Here is a 21,012-nt window from a genome sequence, read left to right on the forward strand (position 1 = left end):
CTACCTCAATTTAAGTGCCGTCAAAGACAGCAAAGCTAAAACCAGAGATATTATCCAAAACCTAACAATAACCTTAGACTCAGGCCATCCCTTCAACTCAAAGTGGTGATGAATCGGCGCCATCTTAAATATACGCTCACCTCTTGTTTTATAGCTTGCAACCTGAATAATTACAGACAGGGTCTCCAGAACAAATATGCCTCCGGCTATTGCAAGGACAACCTCCTCTTTAATAGCCACAGCCACTATACCCAAAAACCCACCTAAAGCCAAAGAACCTGTATCGCCCATAAACACCTCAGCCGGATAGCAGTTATACCATAAAAAGCCAAGCAAAGAACCGGCTAAAGCGGCAAGTAATACACTTATTTCACCTGAACCAACAACATGCGGTAGGTGAAGATAGTAAGCAAAAATAGCATTACCCGTTGCATAGGCAAAAACAGTCAAAGAAAATATGGTTGTTAAGGATGGTCCCGTGGCCAACCCGTCAAGGCCATCGGTTAAATTAACGGCGTTTGAGCTGCCTACTATCACAAAAACAGCCACAGCCAGATAAAAATAACCTAAATCAAAGACTCCGTGTTTTATAAAAGGTAAGTAAAAACAACCTGCACACCCCGTTAATATCTGCTCAACCCTGAATATCATGAACGCCACAACAAGCGCTACAATCGTTTGCAAAAAAAACTTGGTTTTGGCCTTTAGACCATTGTTTTTCCCTCTTTTTATCTTCAGAAAATCATCCAAAAAGCCTATAAGCATAAACAAAAAACTACCCAAAAGAACAATCCAAGCAAGCGGTGAATCAAATCGTATCCACATCAAAGCTGAAACAAAAAAGCCGCTCCAAATAATAAGCCCTCCCACAGTGGGAGTACCGCTTTTCTGTTTGTGTGTTTGTGGCTCATAGCCCTTAAAACTATCCTCAAACTGCATGCTTTTAAGTTTAGGTATAAGGATTTTGCCAAACCATAAAGATAAACCAAGCGCTGTAAGTGATGCCATAATCATCCTAAAGGTTATGTAGTGAAAAACATTGAATGGTGAAAAAATATGAGTTAGTTTTTGATAAAATATATAATAGAACATCTACTGGCTTCCTTTTAATCTTGTGAATATATCCTCAAATCTCATGCCCCTTGATGCCTTAAGTAGAAATATATCATAATCAGTAAGTTTATCCTTTAAAAGCTCAACAGCCTCTGGTTTAGTTTTGCAGTAATACTTCTTGCCATTAAAAGCATCAAAGATAAAAAATGCATCCCCTCCAACGGCCAACAGGTCTATATCCTTTCCATTTAAATACAAACCAACATCCCTGTGAAATCTTTCTGAAAAACTACCAAGCTCAAGCATGTCTCCTAATATAGCCAACTTCCTTCCTTTTAGTTTAGCAAGCTCATCTATAGCATGCATCATGGAGTTAACATTGGCATTATAGCAATCCAGAATAAACAGCTTGTCTTCAAGTATCTCGGGCCTCATTCTATATCCAACAGGCTTAAACGCCTTTAGCTTATCATTAAAGCAAGTCTCATCCTTAAAACCACCGAAAACAAAAGCGGCAACAAAACCGGACAAAACCGTATAAGGATTTAAACCAAAGGGCTTTTTTAGTGTTATATCTTCAACTTTTACATTATTGTTGTTTTCTGCCCTAAATTCACAGTCTCCAAAAAAGCAAAAACCAAATGAATTTTCTTTACCCTCGAAGGCTTCTTTTAATATTTCATCGTCTGCATTATACACAAGCCTTGAGCTTTTATTTATGATTTTGGATTTCTCCTTAAAAATAGCATCAATATTTTCGAAGTTCCCTATATGCGTCGAGGTTACATTTAAAAACAAGACGTTGTCCGGCTCAAAGAAAGCCGCTATCTCTTCCATTTCTCCTGGATTGTTTATACCCACTTCAACAACACAGAAATCCTCATCCTCAACCCTTAAAAGGGTTTTACATACACCTATTATGTTGTTTTCATTCTCTAAACTTCTACATACGCTATATCTGCAAGACAGAAAGTCCGCTACAAGTTCTTTGGTTGTCGTCTTACCTACAGAACCAACAATCGCAACAGAAATAGCTCCGGATTTTTTTAGCTTATACGTTGCGAGTCTCTTTAAGGCACCTAAAGCATTATTAACAATTATGTGCGGACAATCCACTTTCTTTTCCACTATGGCAAATGTTTTACTCTTCTTTACAGCCTCAGGCGCAAAATCTGTACCATCAAACCTCTCGCCCTTTATACCAACAAAAACCTCTCCCTCTTTTATGGCGCGCGAATCTATGGAAAAACCTTTTATTGTGTAATCTCTATCCAAAGAGATGCTTTTTGGCTTTAAAACAGCTATTATCTCATCTAATCCAAATTCCAAAGCCTTCTCACCACTTCCCTGTCGTCAAAATGAATCGTTTTATCCTTTAAAATCTGATAATCCTCATGGCCCTTACCCAAAATCGTAACCAGATCGCCTTTTTCAGCCATACCCAAAGCCTTCTTTATAGCCTCAAACCTATCAGGCTCAACAATAACCCTGTCCCTATCGCTAATTCCCTCCAAAATATCATCAATTATAGCTAAAGGCTCCTCACTTCTTGGATTATCGCTTGTAACAACAACAACATCACTTAAACTTTCTGCTATAGAACCCATCTTTGGCCTTTTTGTTCTATCCCTATCACCGCCCGCACCAAAGACTGTTATAATCCTGCCCTTCTTTATTTTATTCAAAGCCTCTAAAACATTCCTCATAGCATCGTCTGTATGTGCATAATCAACAACAGCATAAGCACCGTCTTTTTGGAAAAACTCAAGCCTACCAGGCGCACCTTTGCTTTTTGCTATCCCCTCCTCAATCCTTGCAAAATCCACACCAAAGAATAATGCAACGCCTAAAGCAGCCATTATGTTATACAGATTGTAATCACCTATAAGTGGTGAGGTTATGCTAATAGTCCGTCTTGCCACATTGAGCTTTGCCTTTATGCCATCAAGCGAATACTCATAAACAATAGGCTTTATAAAAGCAAAATCGGAAAAACCATAACTAATTGTTGCAGCATCGATAAGCATCCTGCCATAACTATCATCGGCGTTTACAACCTTAGGCTTTAGCCTCTCGAAGAAGGAAAGCTTCGTTTTTGCATAGTTTTCAAGATTATCGTAAAAGTCCAGATGGTCTTGAGATATATTGGTAAATACCTTTAATGCAAAATCAACACCCTCAATTCTATTAAAGCTTAAGGCATGAGAAGAAACCTCAGTAAAGCAATACTCGCTATTAGCCATAGCCATCCTGTTGAGTATTCTGTGCAAATCCAACGATTCAGGCGTTGTGTTGTTTAGCTTAAACCTCTCATCCTTTAAAGTCCAGCCGGTTGTGCCAATAATCTCGCTGTTATCAAATATGCTTCTAAGCAGGTATGTCGTGGTGGTTTTACCGTTTGTCCCTGTTATACCCACAACCTTAAGTTTTTTTGAAGGGTGGTTGAAAAAGTGATCAGCAGCAAGCCCCATGCACTTTCTAACATCATCAACCTTTATACATCTCTCATCATCAAACCCATTCTCACTTACAACCAAAACCCTCTTAAATTTAGCCAAAATATTCGGTACAAACCTATTTGCATCAACCTTTGTACCCTTTATCGCAAAAAATACAAAACCCTCACTGACCTCGCGGGAGTCATAGACCATATCAACTGGCCTAAACTCTTCTATTCTTTTCAAGCACTCCATAGCTAAAAACCCTAAAATCTTATTGACCACAAAGGTCGCTTTTAAAATCCTACATTTTTAATCTTTTGTCAAGACAATAAAAAAAGCCGGCCTAAAGCCGGCTAAAAAGTATTTACTTAATCTCTGTTCAATCTAAGCTGTCTTTATCTTTGCTACTTCCTCAAGTCCAAGCTCTTTGATAGAAATTTCTCTCATCTCAACTTTTCTAATCTTGCCTGTAACGGTCATCGGGAATGAATCGGTAAATTTGATATACCTTGGAATCTTGTAATGAGCTATCTTACCCTGGCAGTACTCTTTAATTTCCTCTTCAGTTGCAGTCTCACCCTCTTTGAGTCTAACCCAGGCACAGACCTCCTCGCCATATTTCTTATCTGGCACTCCAATAACCTGAACATCAGCAACCTTTGGATGGGTATAGAGAAACTCCTCAATCTCGCGTGGATAGATATTCTGCCCGCCCCTGATTATCATATCTTTAATTCTACCTGTAATCTTAAAATAGCCATCCTCATCCATGGTTGCTAAATCACCGGTGTGCAACCATCCATCCTCATCAATAGCCTCTTTGGTTGCCTGAGGGTTATTATAGTAATACTTCATAACATTATACCCCCTTGCACACAGCTCTCCCTGTTCACCTACCGGCAAAATTTCACCCGTTTCTGGATTTACTATTTTAACCTCAATATACGGTAGAGGTCTTCCTACGGTTTCCGTTCTATGCTCAAGCGTATCATCGGCCAATGTTTGGGTTATAACAGGGCTTGCCTCTGTCTGGCCGTATGCTATCTCAACCTGTTCCATATGCATCTCTTTGTTTACCCTCTTCATAACCTCAACAGGGCAGGGAGATCCGGCCATTATACCGGTTCTTAGACTTGTCAGGTCAAACTCTTTGAAGCGCGGATGCTCAAGCTCAGCTATAAACATTGTAGGAACTCCATGTAGTGCTGTGCATTTTTCCTTTTCAACAGCCTCAAGCGTGGCCTCAGCATTGAAGTATTCACTTGGCAAAACTATCGTAGCACCGTGAGTAGTGCAGGTTAGATTACTCATAACCATACCAAAACAGTGATAAAATGGCACAGGCACACACAATCTATCCTTGTCGGTAAACTTCATAGCTTGGCCAACAAAAAAGCCATTGTTTATAATATTAAAATGGCTCAATGTTGCAGCCTTTGGAAAACCGGTAGTACCTGATGTATATTGAATATTTATAGCATCGTCAAAATCAAGGCTCTTCTGCCTATCTCTAAGCTCACTATCATCAACCCTTGATGCCATAGATAAAACGTCTTTCCATTTAAACATGCCGGTATGTTTAGTATCGCTTATGCATACAACATTTCTTAGATGTGGCAGTTTATTTGAGTGAATCTGACCCGGTATTGCACCCCTTGCAAACGGGGCAACCTCATAAAACATATGGATATAATCAGATGTTTTAAAGCTCTCTATCAAAATTAACGTATTGACCTCTGACTGTTTTAAGGCATACTCAAGCTCGTTTGTTCTGTATGCTGGGTTTATCGTAACCAAAACTGCCCCTATCTTTGCTGTGGCAAATTGCGTTAAAACCCACTCCACGTTATTTGTTGACCAGATAGCCACCTTATCGCCTTTTTTTATACCCAAAGCCAGAAGGCCCTTTGCAAGCCTATCAACCTCTTGTTTAAACTCCTTATAAGTCATTCTAATATTTTGATGTAAACTAACAATACAGTCATTGTTTGCATATTTTTCGGCATTCTCATCCAACATATCGCCTATCGTTTTGGCGATAAATTTGGTTGTTGAGCCTTCAAATGCATAACTTAACATGGCACCCTCCTAAACAAACGAGCCGTTTGTGCCTTTTTTACCTAATTTCTTCTCAATCTCCATCCTTCTTAAAACCGCCCTTTTAATCTTGCCGCTTATGGTTTTGGGTAGTTCTTTGACAAACTCTATCTCTCTCGGATACTTATAAGGTGCAGTTTTATTCTTAACAAAATCCTGAATATCCTTAATCAGCTCATCTGAGGGTTCATAACCCTTAGCAAGTATGATAAACGCCTTCACAATTGTTCCCCTGATAGGGTCTGGGCTCCCAACAACAGCACTTTCTGCCACAGCCGGATGCTCCTGAAGCGCACTTTCAACCTCAAACGGGCCAATCCTGTATCCCGATGATTTGATTACATCATCGGCTCTACCATAAAACCAGAAATAACCATCTGCATCCATGTAAGCCCTATCGCCGGTGTAGTAAAAATCGTCCCTAAAAGCTTCAGCCGTAGCAGCTTCATCTTTGTAATACTCCTTTGCAACACCTATTGGATGATTGGGCTTTATCTTAACAGCTATATGACCGGGCTCACCCACCGGCATATCATTACCGTCATCATCAACAATCCTTACATCGTAACCCGGAACAGGCTTGCCCATAGAGCCATACTTTATCGGCATACAAGGATAATTTGCAACAATTAAAACAGTCTCAGTCTGGCCGTAGCCGTCATAAATCAACGTGCCCGTTGCGTTTTTCCATGCCTTTATAACCTCAGGGTTTATAGGCTCACCTGCCGAGGTGCAATGCCTCAGAGATGAAAAGTCATATTGACTCAAATCCTCCTGAATCAACATCCTATAAACCGTGGGCGGTGCGCAGAATGAGGTTATACCTTGGGTAGTTAAAAGCTTAAGTGTAATCTTGGCATCAAAATGTGAGCCGGCATTATGCATAAACACGGCAGAGCCTATCTGCCATTGACCGTAAAGTTTACCCCAAACTGCCTTACCCCAACCTGTATCAGAAATCGTCCAATGCAAATCTGTAGGTTTCAAATCGTGCCAATATTTGGCAGTAACGATATGAGCCAAAGCATATGCCTGATCATGCATTACCATCTTTGGGTATTTCGTTGTGCCGCTTGTGAAGTATATTAGAAGTGGGTCTGTAGACTTTGTAGGCTCAACATCATCCCTTGATAGTTTATCAGAGGCCATATCCATCTGATTCTCAAAAGACAACCACCCCTCAAGGTCGCCGTCTATAATCATTTTGACATCAAGCGTAGGGCAATCTCCATTGTTACAGGCAGCCTCAACCTTTGATGCATTGGATGCGCTGGCTATTGCCATCTTAACATCACCTTTCCTTATCCTGTAGCGTATATCTTCAGGCATCAGGATATTGGGGGCAGGTAGTGCAACAGCACCCACCTTATTCAAACCAAGCATCACCGCATACCACTCAACAATACGGGGAACCATAACAAATACATTATCGCCCTTTTTGATGCCCAGCTTAAGCAAAACATTGGCAAATTTATTTGACATAACAGATATATCCCAAAAGGAATATTTCTTTATATTTTTACCCGGCGTATCTGCCCAAACCAATGCAAGTTTTGTTCTATCTTCAGCCCACTTGTCAACAACATCAAAAGCAAAATTATAATACTCCGGCACATCAATTTTAAAATTCTTAACCTCTTCCTCATAATTTAACATGTTATGCTTCATCTTAAAAAACCCCCCTCTCCTCTTTTAAAGCCATTTATTACCAAAAACATATCAAAAAGTCAATATGATTTACAAACTAATTTATCTGTCTTTTTTAATTTTTAAGGTATATATTACAAAATTATCTTTTGTCTCTCTTGGATAAATACTCCTCAAACAACCTCGAGAAAAGCTCAGGCACGATTCTCATTTTATCCTCAGGCTCAACACATGCTATTCTAACCTGCGTATGGCCCGGATTCCTACCCTCTATAACATTGTAAAAGCCCCACATCGGGCTAACAAGCAAGGTGTATCGCTTACCATCTATCTCAACCTCACCCTCCCTTGCACAATACATAACAAAATCCTCTGCCTCAAAACTATCATCCACCATCTCTCTCAAGTCTAAAACCATATAAATAGAAGCCTCAGGTTTTGAGACAATGGCTTTGGGCATTCTCTTTTTAAACTCATCATACATATGCTCAAGCAAATCTTTATAATAATCCCTCAGGGAAGCCACCCAGCCCCTTATATCCTCATAACTTTCATCATAAAGACCTTCAACTATGTGTTGGTCGATTATTGAAGGACAAAGATAGGTTGTGTTAGCCGCAGAAGCCCTATCCCTAAAGGCTTCATTATCCGTCACCAAAGCACCCATCCTCAAACCGCATGAGTTAAATGTCTTGGATAAGCTCTCTATGCTTATCCTTATGCCCGCCTCTTCAACCCCAGGCACATCCTTATTTGTCACTCTCCACACACTCGGAGGCTCATCATCTGTGTAGTAAAGCCCCCTATAGGCCTCATCGCTTATGATAAACATATCATTTTCAAGACAGATCCTGACATATTCGTTTATCGTCTTCTGCCTCATCAATTGGCCCGATGGGTTGTCATACGGTATAATCAACAAAGCACCTGGTTTATACTTTTTAACAGCTTCTTCTATCTTCTCAACAGCCACATGGTTAAAGTTTCCGCTCCTATCTAAAGCCCTCTCAACCGCTACAATCCTCCTGCCAAGCTCATCGGCAACGGCCTTGTAATTGGTGTATGTAGGGTTCATAACAAGCAGCGGCCTATCGTCTTTGCCTGCATCGCCGCATAAACCCAAAATGGCTGTCCTCATGGCCCCTGAGCCACCATCCTGGATAATTGAGTATAATTTTGGATTTACACCATCAGGCAAAAATGCCCTTATTATTTTGATAAACACCTCATTGGCTTTTTGAGTTCCAGGTGTTTCACCGTATCTCCATATGCCGTTAATTAACTCTTCATTAGTTGGATTTAAAAATCTTTCAAGCAGCTTGGGGTGGGTTTTTAAAGAAACACTGCCTATGGCAACATTAACGGCCTCTATAGGCCTTTTACCTTCCTTCAACTCCTTTTGTGCCCTCTTTTCAAACACAGTTTGGGCAAGCCTTAACCCGGATGGTTTTACACCGTTAAAAAAATTTGAAAACTTTTTATCAGGGTTTCCTAACATTATATATTACCTCCCCCTCTTTGTATAAGTGGATGAATTTTATACATAACAAAAAAGCTGTCAAGAGTAAATTCTTCTTAACTCAGAAACCAATTTTAAAGAATTTTTTAGGGTTAAAAAATTAAATAATGTTAAAATTTATTGTTGACTTACCGAAAAAAATATATAGAATGTGAATTGTGAATTTCTTTTTAAGGGGGTGGGAGCTAAAGAAAAAGTCGGAAAAAGACTTGACAAACCAGTAGGTTGGGCTTATTATGTGAAAGTGATGCAGAAAAATTTTAAAAACTTTGTTAGGAGGTTTTAAACATGAAGAAAAGGTTGATTTCATTGGTAGCAGCAGCGGCATTGGTAGGTGGTATAGCTACTGTTTCTGCTCCTGTATCCGCACAGGCTGGCACAGTTGCTGTAAAGGGTGATACTCAGGTTCAGATGTATGGATTCATCAGGTATATAGCTGGTTGGACAAACAAGATGGAAACAAACACGAGTGAGTTCTTGAATATGCCCTACAAGGATTACAGCGGTCAAGATGATCCATCCAGTAATGATACAAAATTTATGTCCAGCACATACCAAACAAGATTAGGGTTAAATTTCAAAAATGAAGATGCAAATTTAACAGGTAAAATTGAAGCTCATTTCTACGATGGTTCTTTTGGTATAAGGAAAGCTTATATTCAGCATAATTTTGATAACTTCTATCTACGTATTGGAAGGGATTATGGTCTTGAGCTAGACGGAGGATCTTTTTCAACTGCTTTCGAGGCTCCTGTAGGAATGAACGGAGCTTCAAGGAATCCACAGATAAAGGCTGGAACAAGTTTTGACCTAGGTGGAGCTAAACTTGATGCAGGTTTAGCCCTTGAAGATGTTTCTTACACAAATGTAAGTGGTGTAAATAATGCTAGCATCAGTAGAAAAGTAATGCCTGGTGTAGCTGCAAAACTAGCTTTATCTTTCGAAACCGGTTTTGGTGCCCCAGCAAGGATTTATGCTTACGGTATGATAACTCCTCTTAAGATAAAATATCTTGATACCACCGGTAAATATACAGAAAAAAGTAAAACACCTGTTATTTTTGGAACAGGTTTAAAACTTCCTGTATCCATGGTCACACTTAATGTTAATTATGTTTATGGAAAAGGTGCTACAAAATTTGCTGGCTTAAATGAAGATACAAACAATAATATAATAACACCTTATTCTTATTACTATGATGGTAGCAGCTTGAATACTAACAGATTTGATGCTTTTAATATTGAAGCTAAAATAAAGCCTATGCCTTGTGTAGCCGTTGCAGGTGGTTACGATTATGCAAAATTTAAACATTCTTATGGGTTAACTACAGCAGGCAATAAAGATCAAAAACCTTATGTATCTACATACTTTGCCAATGTTGCCATACAAACAACAAAATACACACAATTAACTCTTGAGTGGAGACACGTAGAAGACAAATATTTCCAGACTGACACAAATGGAGATGATGTAAAAGTTAAGGGAAACCAATATTTCATGCGCTATACGTACAGCTTCTAATCAAAGCAAAAACAAATCCTAAGCGGGGCTAAAGCCCCGCCTTTTTTATTACCCTTTTAAAATCTCCTCAACATAACTCGGCAAAGCGAATGCTGCTTTGTGAATTTCAGGGTTGTAATACTTTAGCTTTAGATTGAGTTTGTTAAACCTCTCCTCATCAAACCTATCCCTTGGATGCTCACCCGATTTCCAACCGATAGCAAAGACCCATGTGCCTGATGGATATGTGGGTATGGCTGCCTGATATATAGCCACATTATTCTTGCCAAACGCTTTTTTCATATTATTGACTGACCTCATCATCCATCGTTTATCGTAGTAGGTATTCTCAGCCTGAGCAACAACTATACCACCATCCCTCAAAGCATCCCTGACATTGCCATAGAACTCAGAATTAAACAACCCCTCGGCTGGACCAAACGGGTCGGTTGAATCTATTATGACAACATTGTAAAGCCCCTTTTTATCCTTGACAAACTCAATACCATCGCCAATTATTAGATTAACCTTTTCATTATCAAAACCACACCCAACAAACGGTGTGTATTTCTTGCTATTTTTAACCACAACCTCATCTATCTCAACATTGGTTATGCTGTTTAGGTATATATGCTTTGAAACCTCCCTTGCCGTTCCACCATCGCCTCCTCCGATTATCAAAACATCTTTAGGGTCAGAAGCGGCAAACAAAGGCAAATGCGCTATCATCTCATGATAAACAAACTCATCCCTCTCTGTAAACATCACCAGCCCATCAAGCAGCATAACCCTGCCAAAATCGTAAGTTTCCAAGATATCAAGCCTCTGAAGAGGGCTTTGCTCTGTGCTTAAAACCCTTTTTATTTTAAATGTGAAACCACATGTGCCTGTATATTTTTCTGTGAACCAGAACTCTGGAAAATAAGCCATGTCATGCTCCTCCTTTGTGCAAAAAAATAGGGGTTGTAGCCCACAGACTACAACCCCTGAAAGATTAATTTAAAGCCAAATTACTTCTTTGTTGGGCCCTCTGCCTTAAACTTCCTGCCCACTTCTAAGCCCATATCAAAAGCCTTCATGTTCATATCTATAAATGCTGGCGGAACCTCTTCTTTAACTGTATCCCTAACTGCATCTATAGGCAAAACCTCGGTAAGACCTAAACAAATTCCTACAGCCAAAATGTTCATAGTAACAACATTGCCTATTTCATATTTAGCTGTTCTAACTAAAGGATACTCATAAACTTTATACTTTTTAGCATCATCATCTGGAACTACAACTAAACCTGAATCCACTAAAACATAGGCATCTTCCTTTAAGTCGCCCTTGTAGGCATCATAAGCCTTTTGATGAGTTGACAGGAAGAAATCAACATTGGTTGATTCAGGGAATGTTATGGGCTCATCAGAAATAATGATATCAGCCTTTGCTGCACCACCCCTAACCTGGGATGTATATGTAGGCACCTGAGTAGCGTAATATTTGGTTCTAAAAACGGCTGCATGGGCAAGAATTGTTCCTGCTGTTAAGGAACCCTGTCCACCTACTCCTCCAAATCTTAATTCATAATGAAATGCCATTTTCTTACCTCTTCCTTAAAGTTTTTTCCATTCTTTTAATGGTGTTTCAACATCGTATGGATACAATCCTTTCAACTCTTCCCTTGTTATCTTATATTTATCGGCATCTGTTACACTGCCTTTTACATATTTTGCCCAGTATTCATCGCTTGCCTGAGCCTTCTCAACCAACGCCTTGTAAGATTCTGTAAGCTCTGGCTTGCTCTCATCCTTGTGCAATACACCCATCACAAACTTACCCTTAAGCTCTTCTTCACTCATCTTCTTAGCTTTGGCTGAGCTTACAAGGAAACCTTTCATATAATCCATCAATTTAGCAGGATCGCCCAATTTGTTTCTTCTTCCAAAGTTAATTGGACATGGGCTGAAAACCTCAATCAAGCTGAAACCCTTATAGGCAAGACCTTCTTTAATAAGCTTTGTAAGTCTTGTTGGGTCTCCTGCAAAACCCCTTGCAACATAGCCTGCACCGGCACCAATTGCCATCTTACAAACATCGATTGTTGGCTCAAATGTTCCCCTTGGAGCTGTAGATGCTTTTGCACCTGGAGGTGTTGTACAGGAATGCTGACCACCAGTCATTCCGTAGATCCAGTTGTTAATCAAAACAACTGTAATATCTATATTCCTTCTGCATGCATGAACTAAATGGTTTCCGCCTATATGAACCAGATCGCCATCACCACCGAAAACGAATACATGCTTATCCGGATGAGACATCTTTATACCTGATGCAACAGCTATAGCCCTTCCATGAATTGTGTGCAATGTGTGGAAGTCAACATAACCTGTAACCCTTGCTGCACATCCAATACCGGATACCATAGCACAGTCATCTTTTTTCCAACCTAACTCATCAATGGCTTCAAGGTAGCATTTTAAAACGATACCATCGCCGCAACCTGGACACCAGTAAAGCGGCATCTTTTCCATTCTTAGGTATTTTGTGTAATCAACAGCCATTATTCGCCTCCTCCAAACCTTCTAATCTCCTCATCAGTCATAACAATCTCGACCTTCTTCTCTGGATTCTTGATTTTTTCAAGAATCTGAGAAGGCCTAATAAGGGTTCCTGTTGCCTGGCTAATTCCATAAACATTAGCAGCATCACCAACGATCCTTTGAACCTCAAGTATATACTGGCCCAAATTCATCTCTGGAACTATTATATTCTTAACTTTTCCTGCAATATCTTTTATCTGTTGTTCTGGTGATGGCCAAACGGTTAGAGGTCTGAACATTCCAACCTTTATACCTTCTTTTCTTGCCTCATCGATTGCAACTCTTGCAGCCTCAGCAGTGGAACCAAACGCTATAATGCAGGTTTCTGCATCGTCCATCTTGTAATACTCATATTTCAATATTTCATCAAGATGGTTTGTAATCTTGCTATGCATCCTGTTCAACAGCCACTGAACATACTTTGGAACAACTGTTGGGAATCCAGTCTTATCATGAATTAAGCTGGACATATGATATCTGTAGCTTTTTCCGTCCTTTGTCCACCATGGAGCAAGAGGTGGAATCTCGTAGTTATAATCATAAGGATAATACTCATCAGGTTCAACATCTGGAGCCTGTCTATCAACAATTTCAACCTCTTCTGGGTCTGGAATGTAAACCTTTGTGTGCAAGTGAGACAATGAACCATCTGTTAAAATATAAACAGGCTGTCTAAATTTTTCAGCCAAATTAAAAGCCCTAATAGTCTCAAAAACAGCTTCCTGTGCGTTGGCAGGAGCAATAGCTATTACAGGATGGTCTCCGTGTGTTCCCCATCTTGCCTGCATTATATCGCCCTGAGAAGGCCTTGTTGGCAATCCAGTTGAAGGGCCTCCCCTCATAACATCGACAACAACAAGTGGAACCTCAAACATGCAAGCCATGCCGAATGCTTCTTGCTTTAAGGATAAACCAGGTCCACTTGTACATGTCATAGCTTTAACACCACTTGCAGCTGCGCCAACACAAGCATTGATAGAAGCAATCTCATCTTCCATCATCATAAAAGGCACGCCCCTTTCGGGCATTATCTTTGATAGTCTTTCTGGAACTTCGCTGGAGGGTGTTATCGGATAACCCGCATAAAAGCCCAATCCAGCAACAACAGCCGCCTCAGCTATGGCAGCGTTAGCATCCATAAATCCAATTCTTCCCATTGATTCCTCCTACTTACTTTTTGTAACCGTATTTCCCTTACTATCTGCAAACTCAAGTTCAACACCGATATCAGCAACAGTAATTGCAAAATCTGGACAAATATTCTCGCACATTTTACATCTAATGCAATCCTCAGGCCTTGCTACCTTTGCTATAGTACCCATCCAGACATGCAAATCCTCAACCATCTCTAAAACATTTTTTGGACAAACGTTAACACACAAACCGCAACCCTTACACAACTTTTCATTAATCTCAACCGGCATGCGTTTTTCAGCCATACAACCTCTCCTTCTTTAAAGAATTAAGGGGGCACAAAGCCCCCTCACCCATTTTCTTACAGCTTTGAAACAATAGAATTTAGAGTTTCACTACACCTCATTATCTTTTCAACCTTTTCCTCATCTGGCCAGTAATATCCGTCGATTTCGGAGGGCTTACCCTGAACAACATCAAAATCGTTTATTATCTTCTCTTCATTTTCCTTCATTTCTTTTGCTATAGGCTCAAAGATTTTCTTAAGCTCTTCATCCTCACTCTGCTCAGCCAAAGCCTCAGCCCAATACATAGCAAAGTAGAAATGATTGCCCCTTGTATCAAGCTGATGAACCTTTCTACCTGGCCATTTCTGATTCTCTAACACCTTTGTCATGGCCTTATCGGCAGCATCAGACATTACCTTGGCTTTCTTGTTGCCATATCTTTCAGCTATATGCTCAAGTGAGGCAAAAATAGCGCCAAACTCACCCAAAGAATCCCATCTTAAGTGTCCTTCTTCTATTAACTGCTGGGCGTGTTTTGGGGCAGAACCACCAGCACCTGTCTCAAACAAACCACCACCGGCAAGCAGAGGGACGATTGAAAGCATCTTGGCTGATGTTCCAACTTCCAAAATCGGGAAGAGGTCTGTTAAATAATCCCTTAAAGCGTTGCCTGTTACAGATATAGTATTGAGACCTTTTCTGATTCTTTCAAGCGAGAATCTCATAGCATCAACTGGCCTCATAATCCTAATGTCCAGACCCTCTGTATCATAATCCTTAAGATACTCTTTAACTTTTTTTATAAGCTCAGCATCATGAGCCCTATTTTCATCAAGCCAGAAAACGGCAGGATAACCTGTTGCTCTTGCCCTTCTTACGGCCAAGCCAACCCAATCTCTGATAGCCTCATCTTTAGCCTGACAACCTCTCCAGATATCACCTTTTTCAACATTATGTTCAATCAAAACATTGCCATTTTCATCTACAACACGCACAGTTCCATTAGATGGAGCTAAGAAGGTTTTATCATGTGATCCATACTCCTCGGCCTTCATAGCCATCAAACCAACATTGGAAACATCGCCCATTGTGGTTCTGTCAAACTGACCATTCTTCTTACAATCCTCAACGACCTCTTTATACATGGTAGCATAACATCTATCAGGAATAACGGCCTTTGTATCTTGAAGCTCATCGTTCTTGTTCCACATTTTACCGCCATCTCTTATCATTGGCGGCATGGAAGCATCGATAATAATGAGGTTTGGAGCATGAAGGTTTGTTATTCCTTTTCTTGAATCAACCATAGCAAGCTCAGGATTCTTTTCATATACCTTTTCTATATCAGCTTCAATCTGCTTTCTCTGGTCTTCTGGTAATTTTTGAATTCTGGCGTAAAGATCTCTAAGGCCGTTGTTTGGATTAACGCCTAATTCTTTAAACAGTTCCTTATACTTCTCAAATACATCTTTGAAGTATATTTCAACCATATGTCCAAAGATTGGAGGATCGGATACCTTCATCATTGTAGCTTTTAAATGCAATGATAAAAGAACACCCTTCTCTTTGGCGTCCTTTATTTGCTGATCGAAAAACTCTCTAAGTTTTTTAACGCTCATGAAGGTTCCGTCAAAAACCTCACCCTTTAGTAGGTGAAGTTTTTTCATAGTTTGAGCATTGCCGTTCTCATCGACAAACTGAATCTCAATATCCATTTCCCTGTCTGTCGTGAAGGACTTTTCATGCTCATAGAAATCACCACCATCCATATGGGCAACATGGGTTTTTGAATCTTCTGGCCACGGCTTTAGCGGCAAACCCATTGAATCTGGGTATTTTTTTGCAAACTCTTTAACAGAAGTTGGAAGCCTTCTATCTGAGTTGCCCTGCCTCAAAACAGGGTTAACAGCGCTTCCCAAAACCTTCGCATATCTCTCTTTTATCTCTTTTTCTTTCTCATCCTTTGGCTCTTCAGGATAATCAGGAACGTTGTAGCCTTTCTCTTGAAGCTCTTTAATAGCTTCCTTAAGCTGAACAACGCTAGCAGAGATGTTTGGAAGTTTTATGATGTTGGCTTCTGGTTTGTTAACCAACTCGCCTAAATAGGCTAAATCGTCATTGATCCTCTGGTCTTCTTTCAAATACTCAGGAAATGTAGCCAAAATCCTTCCTGCCAAGGAGATATCCCTTACTTCAACATCAACATCGGCATGCTTGACGAAGCCTTTAACTATGGGTAGTAAAGAAAATGATGCTAAATAAGGCGCCTCGTCAGTCTTCGTCCATACAATTGTAGGTTTTCCTGTAGCCATCCTTCCACTCCTTTCTATAAATTCTTATTTTTCACTTTATAAATGCCTCCTTGCAGACACCCCTAAACTCTGCGCAAGATATACACCAATTATCAAGTTGTGTCAAGAAATTATTGATTTTTCAAGGCTTTAAGCTTGACTTTTTTGCTCTCTTATTGCATTCTTTTTGTGAGTGAAAGGAGGGGGAGAAGTTGATAAATCCCAACATTTTTTTAATGGTCATACCTTTTTTAGTGGCTGTTGTTTTTCATGAGGTAAGCCACGGATATGTGGCATATAAATTGGGTGATAACACAGCCAAGTTTGCAGGCAGGCTCACATTGAATCCAGTGGCACACATAGACATATTCGGCACTATTGTTCTGCCTGCTATTTTGATAATCGCTCACTCGCCTATTCTTTTTGGTTGGGCAAAGCCGGTACCCGTAAATTTTTTTAACCTAAAAAAACCCAAAAGAGATTCGGCCATAGTTGCAGCAGCAGGACCTACAACAAATATACTACTTGCCGTATTATTTGCTATAATCTATAGGATTAGCCTGTTTCTCCCAGCAAGTTTTATACAACAACCACTCATGATAACATGCCTATACGGTGTGCAGTTGAATTTAATATTTGCCTTTTTTAACCTTATACCTATACTGCCACTCGATGGCGGCAGGATATTGGCTGCATTCTTACCACCAAAATGGGCTTATAACTTTTCAAAACTCGAGCCATACGGTATATATATAGTAATAGCCTTGCTGTTTTTGGGTATTTTTGATTTTATCTTTACATTCTTCGTTTTACCGCTATCAAGCATACTACTGTCTTAGGAGAAAAAAATGAAAGAAGCTTATCTTTATTCGAGACTTGAGGATAATAAGGTTCAATGTAATTTATGTTCATTTAGGTGTAAGTTAGCAGATGGCAAAACGGGCATATGTGGTGTAAGAAAAAATGAAGGAGGCACACTTTATTCTACAGTTTATGCGAGGGCTGTAGCAAAGGCGATAGATCCGATAGAAAAAAAACCATTATTCCACTTTTTACCATCTACTAAATCGTTTTCAATAGCAACCGTGGGGTGCAATTTTAACTGCCTGAACTGCCAGAATGCAGACATAAGCCAATATCCCAAAGAAAACGCAGGTGCTGTTGTGGGTGATGTTTATCCACCTGAAAAGGTTGTAGAAGATGCCATATCTGCAGGTTGTAAGTCTATAGCATACACATACACTGAACCCACCATTTTCTTCGAATACGCCATAGATACGGCAAAATTGGCAAAAGAGAAGGGACTGAAGAACATATTTATAACAAACGGCTATATGACAAAAGAAACGATAGATATGATGGACGGCTTAATAGATGCTGCCAATGTTGACCTTAAAGCCTTCAATGATGCATTCTATATGCAGATATGCGGTGGAGCCAGATTAAAGCCTGTTCTTGAAAGCATAGAATATATGAAATCCAAGGGAATTTGGGTAGAGGTTACTACACTTGTTATACCAACAGCAAATGATGATCCGGCCGAGGCGATGCAGATAGCCGAGCATATCTACAACATAGATCCATCAATTCCCTGGCATATAAGCAGGTTTTATCCGGCTTACAAATTCAGCGATGTTATGCCGACCCCTCCAGAAGTTATAAAGAACTTCAGGCAAATTGGCCTATCAATAGGCCTAAAGTATGTATATACGGGCAACATGCTGGGTGATGAGGGCGAGCACACATACTGTCCAAATTGCGGCGAACTTCTGATAGCAAGATATGGCTATGAAATTCTATCCTATGCCATAAAAGATGGTAAATGCCCCAAATGCGGGACAAAAATAGATGTGGTGGAGAGTTAAGGTGAGGTTGTTGTTTGCAGAGGAAGAGATAGAAAAAAGAATAGAGAAACTCGCAAAGCTATTAGATGAAAAGCTAAGGAGTAAACAAGAAAAAACGGTTATGCTTTACATAGAAAAAGGCGGCAAGCCGTTTTTTGAGAAGCTCACACAGAAGATGAAAACAAATCCAATCAAGGACAGCATCAGAGTAAAAAGCTACGCAGGCGATAGATCAACTGGAAAAATAGAGTGGATCAAGAAACCCTCTGTTGATTTAAAGGGTAAACACTGCATAATCGTGGATGATATACTTGACACGGGCAAAACGATAAAAGAGGTTAAAAATTATATGCTATCCCAGGGTGCAACGGGTTGTGAGATATGCGTAGCAGTCAATAAACACGAAAGACGAGAGGAGGATATAGAGCCTGATTACTATCTGTTTGATTTAGACAAAGGCTTCATCATCGGCTTTGGAATGGATTACAACGAAAAATACAGGGAGTTACCCGCAATATACCTAATGGGTGAATCATAACAGAACTATCCTACAGTTATATGAAAAATTTAAACAAAAAATGTGTCGCACTATACTCAGGGGGGCTTGACAGCCTACTTGCTATATTGATAGTAAAATCCTTAGGGGTTGAAGTTTATCCATTATTCGTTCAGACACCCTTTTACAATAAAGAAATAGATAAACTAAAAGAACAACTAAATAAGTCTGGACTGGCATTGGAAACTGCAAGGGATGATAAGGCATATATAGAGATGCTTCTAAACCCACGCTTTGGTTATGGTAAAAATCTAAATCCATGCATAGACTGCAAAGCCTTCTTTTACAAAAAGGCCAAAGAGTACGCGGATAAAATCGGGGCAAGCTTTATCATAACAGGTGAGGTTTTAGGTCAAAGGCCTATGAGTCAACGATCGTATACCGTTCTTCGAACAATAGAAAAGCATGCAGGACTAATAGATTTAGTTTTAAGACCGCTCTCTGCAAAATGCCTCAAAGAAACAATCATGGAGAAGGAAGGCATAGTGGATAGGGATAAGCTATACTGCATACAGGGCAGGACAAGAAAGGCGCAATTTGAGCTTGCTAAAACCTTCGGTATTGAGGAGTTTGAAAGTCCAGCCGGTGGGTGTTTGCTAACTGATACTCAATTTAGTGCAAGACTAAAAGAGATGCTCGATAAAAAGGATGAACTGAACAGTCCAGTGGCTATTGAACTATTAAAAATAGGCAGGCACTTCAGGGTTGATGGATTTAAGTTTATCGTATCGAGGAATGCGGAAGAAACAAAGTTTTTGACTGATAATTTTTCTGACCTGCCACAGATAAGATGTCTGAACAGCCCAGGTGGCGTTGGCGTATTTTTAAAAGAACCCCACATAGAGACAATCATAACCGCAGCTGCAATACTAAAGAGATATTCAAAGAAAGCCCAAAACCTGATATTTAAAGGCTCAAGGGAGTTTATAATAGATGTTAAGCCGATGAGCGATGAGAGACTGAACAGCTATAGAGTTGGAGGAGATAATGCTTAAAGAAAAACTTGAAGAATTAGAGGAAAAATATAAATACATAGAAACTCAACTCTCAGATCCAAATGTTGTAGGCGATCTGGATAGGTACAAATCGCTTAGCTCAGAGATAAAAAAACTTACACCCATTGTAGAAAAAGCCAAAGAATACAGAAATATCCTAAGGCAGATTGAGGAAAATGAAGAGCTTCTTGAGGATGAAGAGTTAAAAGAATTGGCAAAAGAAGAATTAAAACACCTAAAGGAACGTCTACCTGAGCTCGAACAAGAAATAAAACTCCTATTGCTCCCCAAAGATGAGGCCGACGATAGGGATGTAATATTGGAGATAAGGGCAGGAACAGGTGGCGAGGAGGCTGCTTTATTTGCAGCAGACCTGTTTAGGATGTATTCAAGATATGCAGAGAACAAGGGCTTCAAGGTTGAGGTGTTAAGCAAAAGCCTATCCGATACAGGTGGCATAAAGGAGATAATAGCCGAGATAAAAGGCAAAGGAGCCTATCATCTATTCAAACACGAAAGCGGCACACATAGGGTTCAAAGGATACCTATAACAGAATCACAGGGCAGAATCCATACATCGGCTGCAACCGTCGCCGTATTGCCCGAGGCAGAGAATGTTGATGTTGAGATAAAGCCAGAGGATTTGAGAATAGATGTGTTTAGAGCCAGTGGACACGGTGGACAACATGTAAACACAACCGATTCAGCCGTAAGAATAACCCACCTTCCAACCGGTATGGTGGTTAGCTGCCAGGATGAGAAATCTCAACTTAAAAACAAGGAAAAAGCGCTAAAGATACTCAAGTCAAGGCTTTATGATTTTTACAGGCGTAAAAAGGATGAAGAGAGGGCCAAAGAGAGAAAAAGTCAGATAGGCTCAGGCGATAGATCTGAACGCATAAGAACATACAATTTCCCTCAAGGTAGGGTAACAGACCATAGGATAAACCTAACATTATACAAGCTGGATAGTATAATGGAGGGAGATCTGGATGAGCTAATAGAGGCATTAATCGTAGATGAACAGGCAAGAAAACTAAAAGAAAGCGGAATGTGAGGGAAA

At 40.0% G+C, this 21,012-nt stretch carries 18 protein-coding genes; 6 read left to right on the forward strand and 12 right to left on the reverse strand.

Annotated elements, in window-relative coordinates:
* The 6 genes from mraY to HIPMA_RS07905 form a co-directional block, all read right to left on the reverse strand.
* A complete protein-coding gene (gene mraY, locus HIPMA_RS07880; protein ID WP_013682507.1) occupies positions 1–1,092 on the reverse strand; it encodes a phospho-N-acetylmuramoyl-pentapeptide-transferase in 1,092 nt (363 codons plus the stop codon).
* Positions 1,093–2,382 carry a UDP-N-acetylmuramoyl-tripeptide--D-alanyl-D-alanine ligase gene (locus HIPMA_RS07885; protein ID WP_013682508.1) on the reverse strand — a complete coding sequence of 430 codons (1,290 nt, stop codon included), beginning with the start codon at positions 2,380–2,382 and terminating at the stop codon, positions 1,093–1,095.
* Positions 2,367–3,746, reverse strand: coding sequence for a UDP-N-acetylmuramoyl-L-alanyl-D-glutamate--2,6-diaminopimelate ligase (locus HIPMA_RS07890; RefSeq protein WP_013682509.1), 1,380 nt, complete (start codon positions 3,744–3,746; stop codon positions 2,367–2,369). The genes HIPMA_RS07885 and HIPMA_RS07890 overlap by 16 nt, the downstream gene beginning before the upstream one ends.
* A gap of 132 nt (positions 3,747–3,878) precedes the next feature.
* Positions 3,879–5,573 (reverse strand): AMP-binding protein, encoded by a 1,695-nt coding sequence (locus HIPMA_RS07895; RefSeq protein WP_013682510.1) that lies wholly within the window; start codon positions 5,571–5,573, stop codon positions 3,879–3,881.
* Positions 5,574–5,582: 9 nt separating this feature from the next.
* Positions 5,583–7,259: an AMP-binding protein gene (locus HIPMA_RS07900; RefSeq protein ID WP_013682511.1), complete on the reverse strand. Its 1,677-nt coding sequence runs from the start codon at positions 7,257–7,259 to the stop codon at positions 5,583–5,585.
* Positions 7,260–7,380: 121 nt separating this feature from the next.
* On the reverse strand, positions 7,381–8,736 hold the full coding sequence (locus HIPMA_RS07905; RefSeq protein ID WP_013682512.1) for a pyridoxal phosphate-dependent aminotransferase: 1,356 nt from the start codon (positions 8,734–8,736) through the stop codon (positions 7,381–7,383).
* 309 nt (positions 8,737–9,045) lie between these two features.
* Between HIPMA_RS07905 and HIPMA_RS07910 the strand changes: the two genes are divergently transcribed.
* Positions 9,046–10,278 carry a hypothetical protein gene (locus HIPMA_RS07910; RefSeq protein ID WP_013682513.1) on the forward strand — a complete coding sequence of 411 codons (1,233 nt, stop codon included), beginning with the start codon at positions 9,046–9,048 and terminating at the stop codon, positions 10,276–10,278.
* A 48-nt stretch (positions 10,279–10,326) separates the two neighbouring features.
* Here HIPMA_RS07910 and speE read toward each other — a convergent pair whose 3' ends face one another.
* The 6 genes from speE to HIPMA_RS07940 all read right to left on the reverse strand — a co-directional run bounded on the left by speE (position 10,327) and on the right by HIPMA_RS07940 (position 16,575).
* Positions 10,327–11,187 carry a polyamine aminopropyltransferase gene (gene speE, locus HIPMA_RS07915; RefSeq protein WP_013682514.1) on the reverse strand — a complete coding sequence of 287 codons (861 nt, stop codon included), beginning with the start codon at positions 11,185–11,187 and terminating at the stop codon, positions 10,327–10,329.
* 80 nt (positions 11,188–11,267) lie between these two features.
* Complete coding sequence (locus HIPMA_RS07920) at positions 11,268–11,840, reverse strand: 2-oxoacid:acceptor oxidoreductase family protein (RefSeq protein WP_013682515.1); 573 nt, start codon at positions 11,838–11,840, stop codon at positions 11,268–11,270.
* Positions 11,841–11,855: 15 nt separating this feature from the next.
* A complete protein-coding gene (locus HIPMA_RS07925; protein ID WP_013682516.1) occupies positions 11,856–12,803 on the reverse strand; it encodes a 2-oxoacid:ferredoxin oxidoreductase subunit beta in 948 nt (315 codons plus the stop codon).
* Positions 12,803–13,999 carry a 2-oxoacid:acceptor oxidoreductase subunit alpha gene (locus tag HIPMA_RS07930; protein ID WP_013682517.1) on the reverse strand — a complete coding sequence of 399 codons (1,197 nt, stop codon included), beginning with the start codon at positions 13,997–13,999 and terminating at the stop codon, positions 12,803–12,805. Before HIPMA_RS07930 ends, HIPMA_RS07925 begins: the two co-directional genes overlap by 1 nt.
* Before the next feature lie 9 nt (positions 14,000–14,008).
* Positions 14,009–14,281, reverse strand: coding sequence for a 4Fe-4S binding protein (locus HIPMA_RS07935; RefSeq protein WP_013682518.1), 273 nt, complete (start codon positions 14,279–14,281; stop codon positions 14,009–14,011).
* A 56-nt stretch (positions 14,282–14,337) separates the two neighbouring features.
* Complete coding sequence (locus HIPMA_RS07940) at positions 14,338–16,575, reverse strand: NADP-dependent isocitrate dehydrogenase (protein ID WP_013682519.1); 2,238 nt, start codon at positions 16,573–16,575, stop codon at positions 14,338–14,340.
* 191 nt (positions 16,576–16,766) lie between these two features.
* Between HIPMA_RS07940 and HIPMA_RS07945 the strand changes: the two genes are divergently transcribed.
* The 5 genes from HIPMA_RS07945 to prfA are packed head-to-tail and all read left to right on the forward strand — an operon-like array spanning position 16,767 to position 21,006.
* On the forward strand, positions 16,767–17,393 hold the full coding sequence (locus tag HIPMA_RS07945) for a site-2 protease family protein (protein WP_013682520.1): 627 nt from the start codon (positions 16,767–16,769) through the stop codon (positions 17,391–17,393).
* A 9-nt stretch (positions 17,394–17,402) separates the two neighbouring features.
* The gene (gene amrS / locus HIPMA_RS07950) at positions 17,403–18,419 is read left to right on the forward strand and encodes an AmmeMemoRadiSam system radical SAM enzyme (RefSeq protein WP_013682521.1); all 1,017 of its coding nucleotides are present in this window, start codon (positions 17,403–17,405) and stop codon (positions 18,417–18,419) included.
* Position 18,420: 1 nt separating this feature from the next.
* Complete coding sequence (locus HIPMA_RS07955; RefSeq protein WP_013682522.1) at positions 18,421–18,936, forward strand: phosphoribosyltransferase; 516 nt, start codon at positions 18,421–18,423, stop codon at positions 18,934–18,936.
* Positions 18,937–18,956: 20 nt separating this feature from the next.
* On the forward strand, positions 18,957–19,949 hold the full coding sequence (locus HIPMA_RS07960) for a thiamine biosynthesis protein (RefSeq protein ID WP_013682523.1): 993 nt from the start codon (positions 18,957–18,959) through the stop codon (positions 19,947–19,949).
* The gene (gene prfA / locus HIPMA_RS07965; protein WP_013682524.1) at positions 19,942–21,006 is read left to right on the forward strand and encodes a peptide chain release factor 1; all 1,065 of its coding nucleotides are present in this window, start codon (positions 19,942–19,944) and stop codon (positions 21,004–21,006) included. Before HIPMA_RS07960 ends, prfA begins: the two co-directional genes overlap by 8 nt.
* Positions 21,007–21,012 lie beyond the last annotated feature (6 nt).

Source organism: Hippea maritima DSM 10411 (assembly GCF_000194135.1).
Lineage (GTDB): Bacteria > Campylobacterota_A > Desulfurellia > Desulfurellales > Hippeaceae > Hippea > Hippea maritima.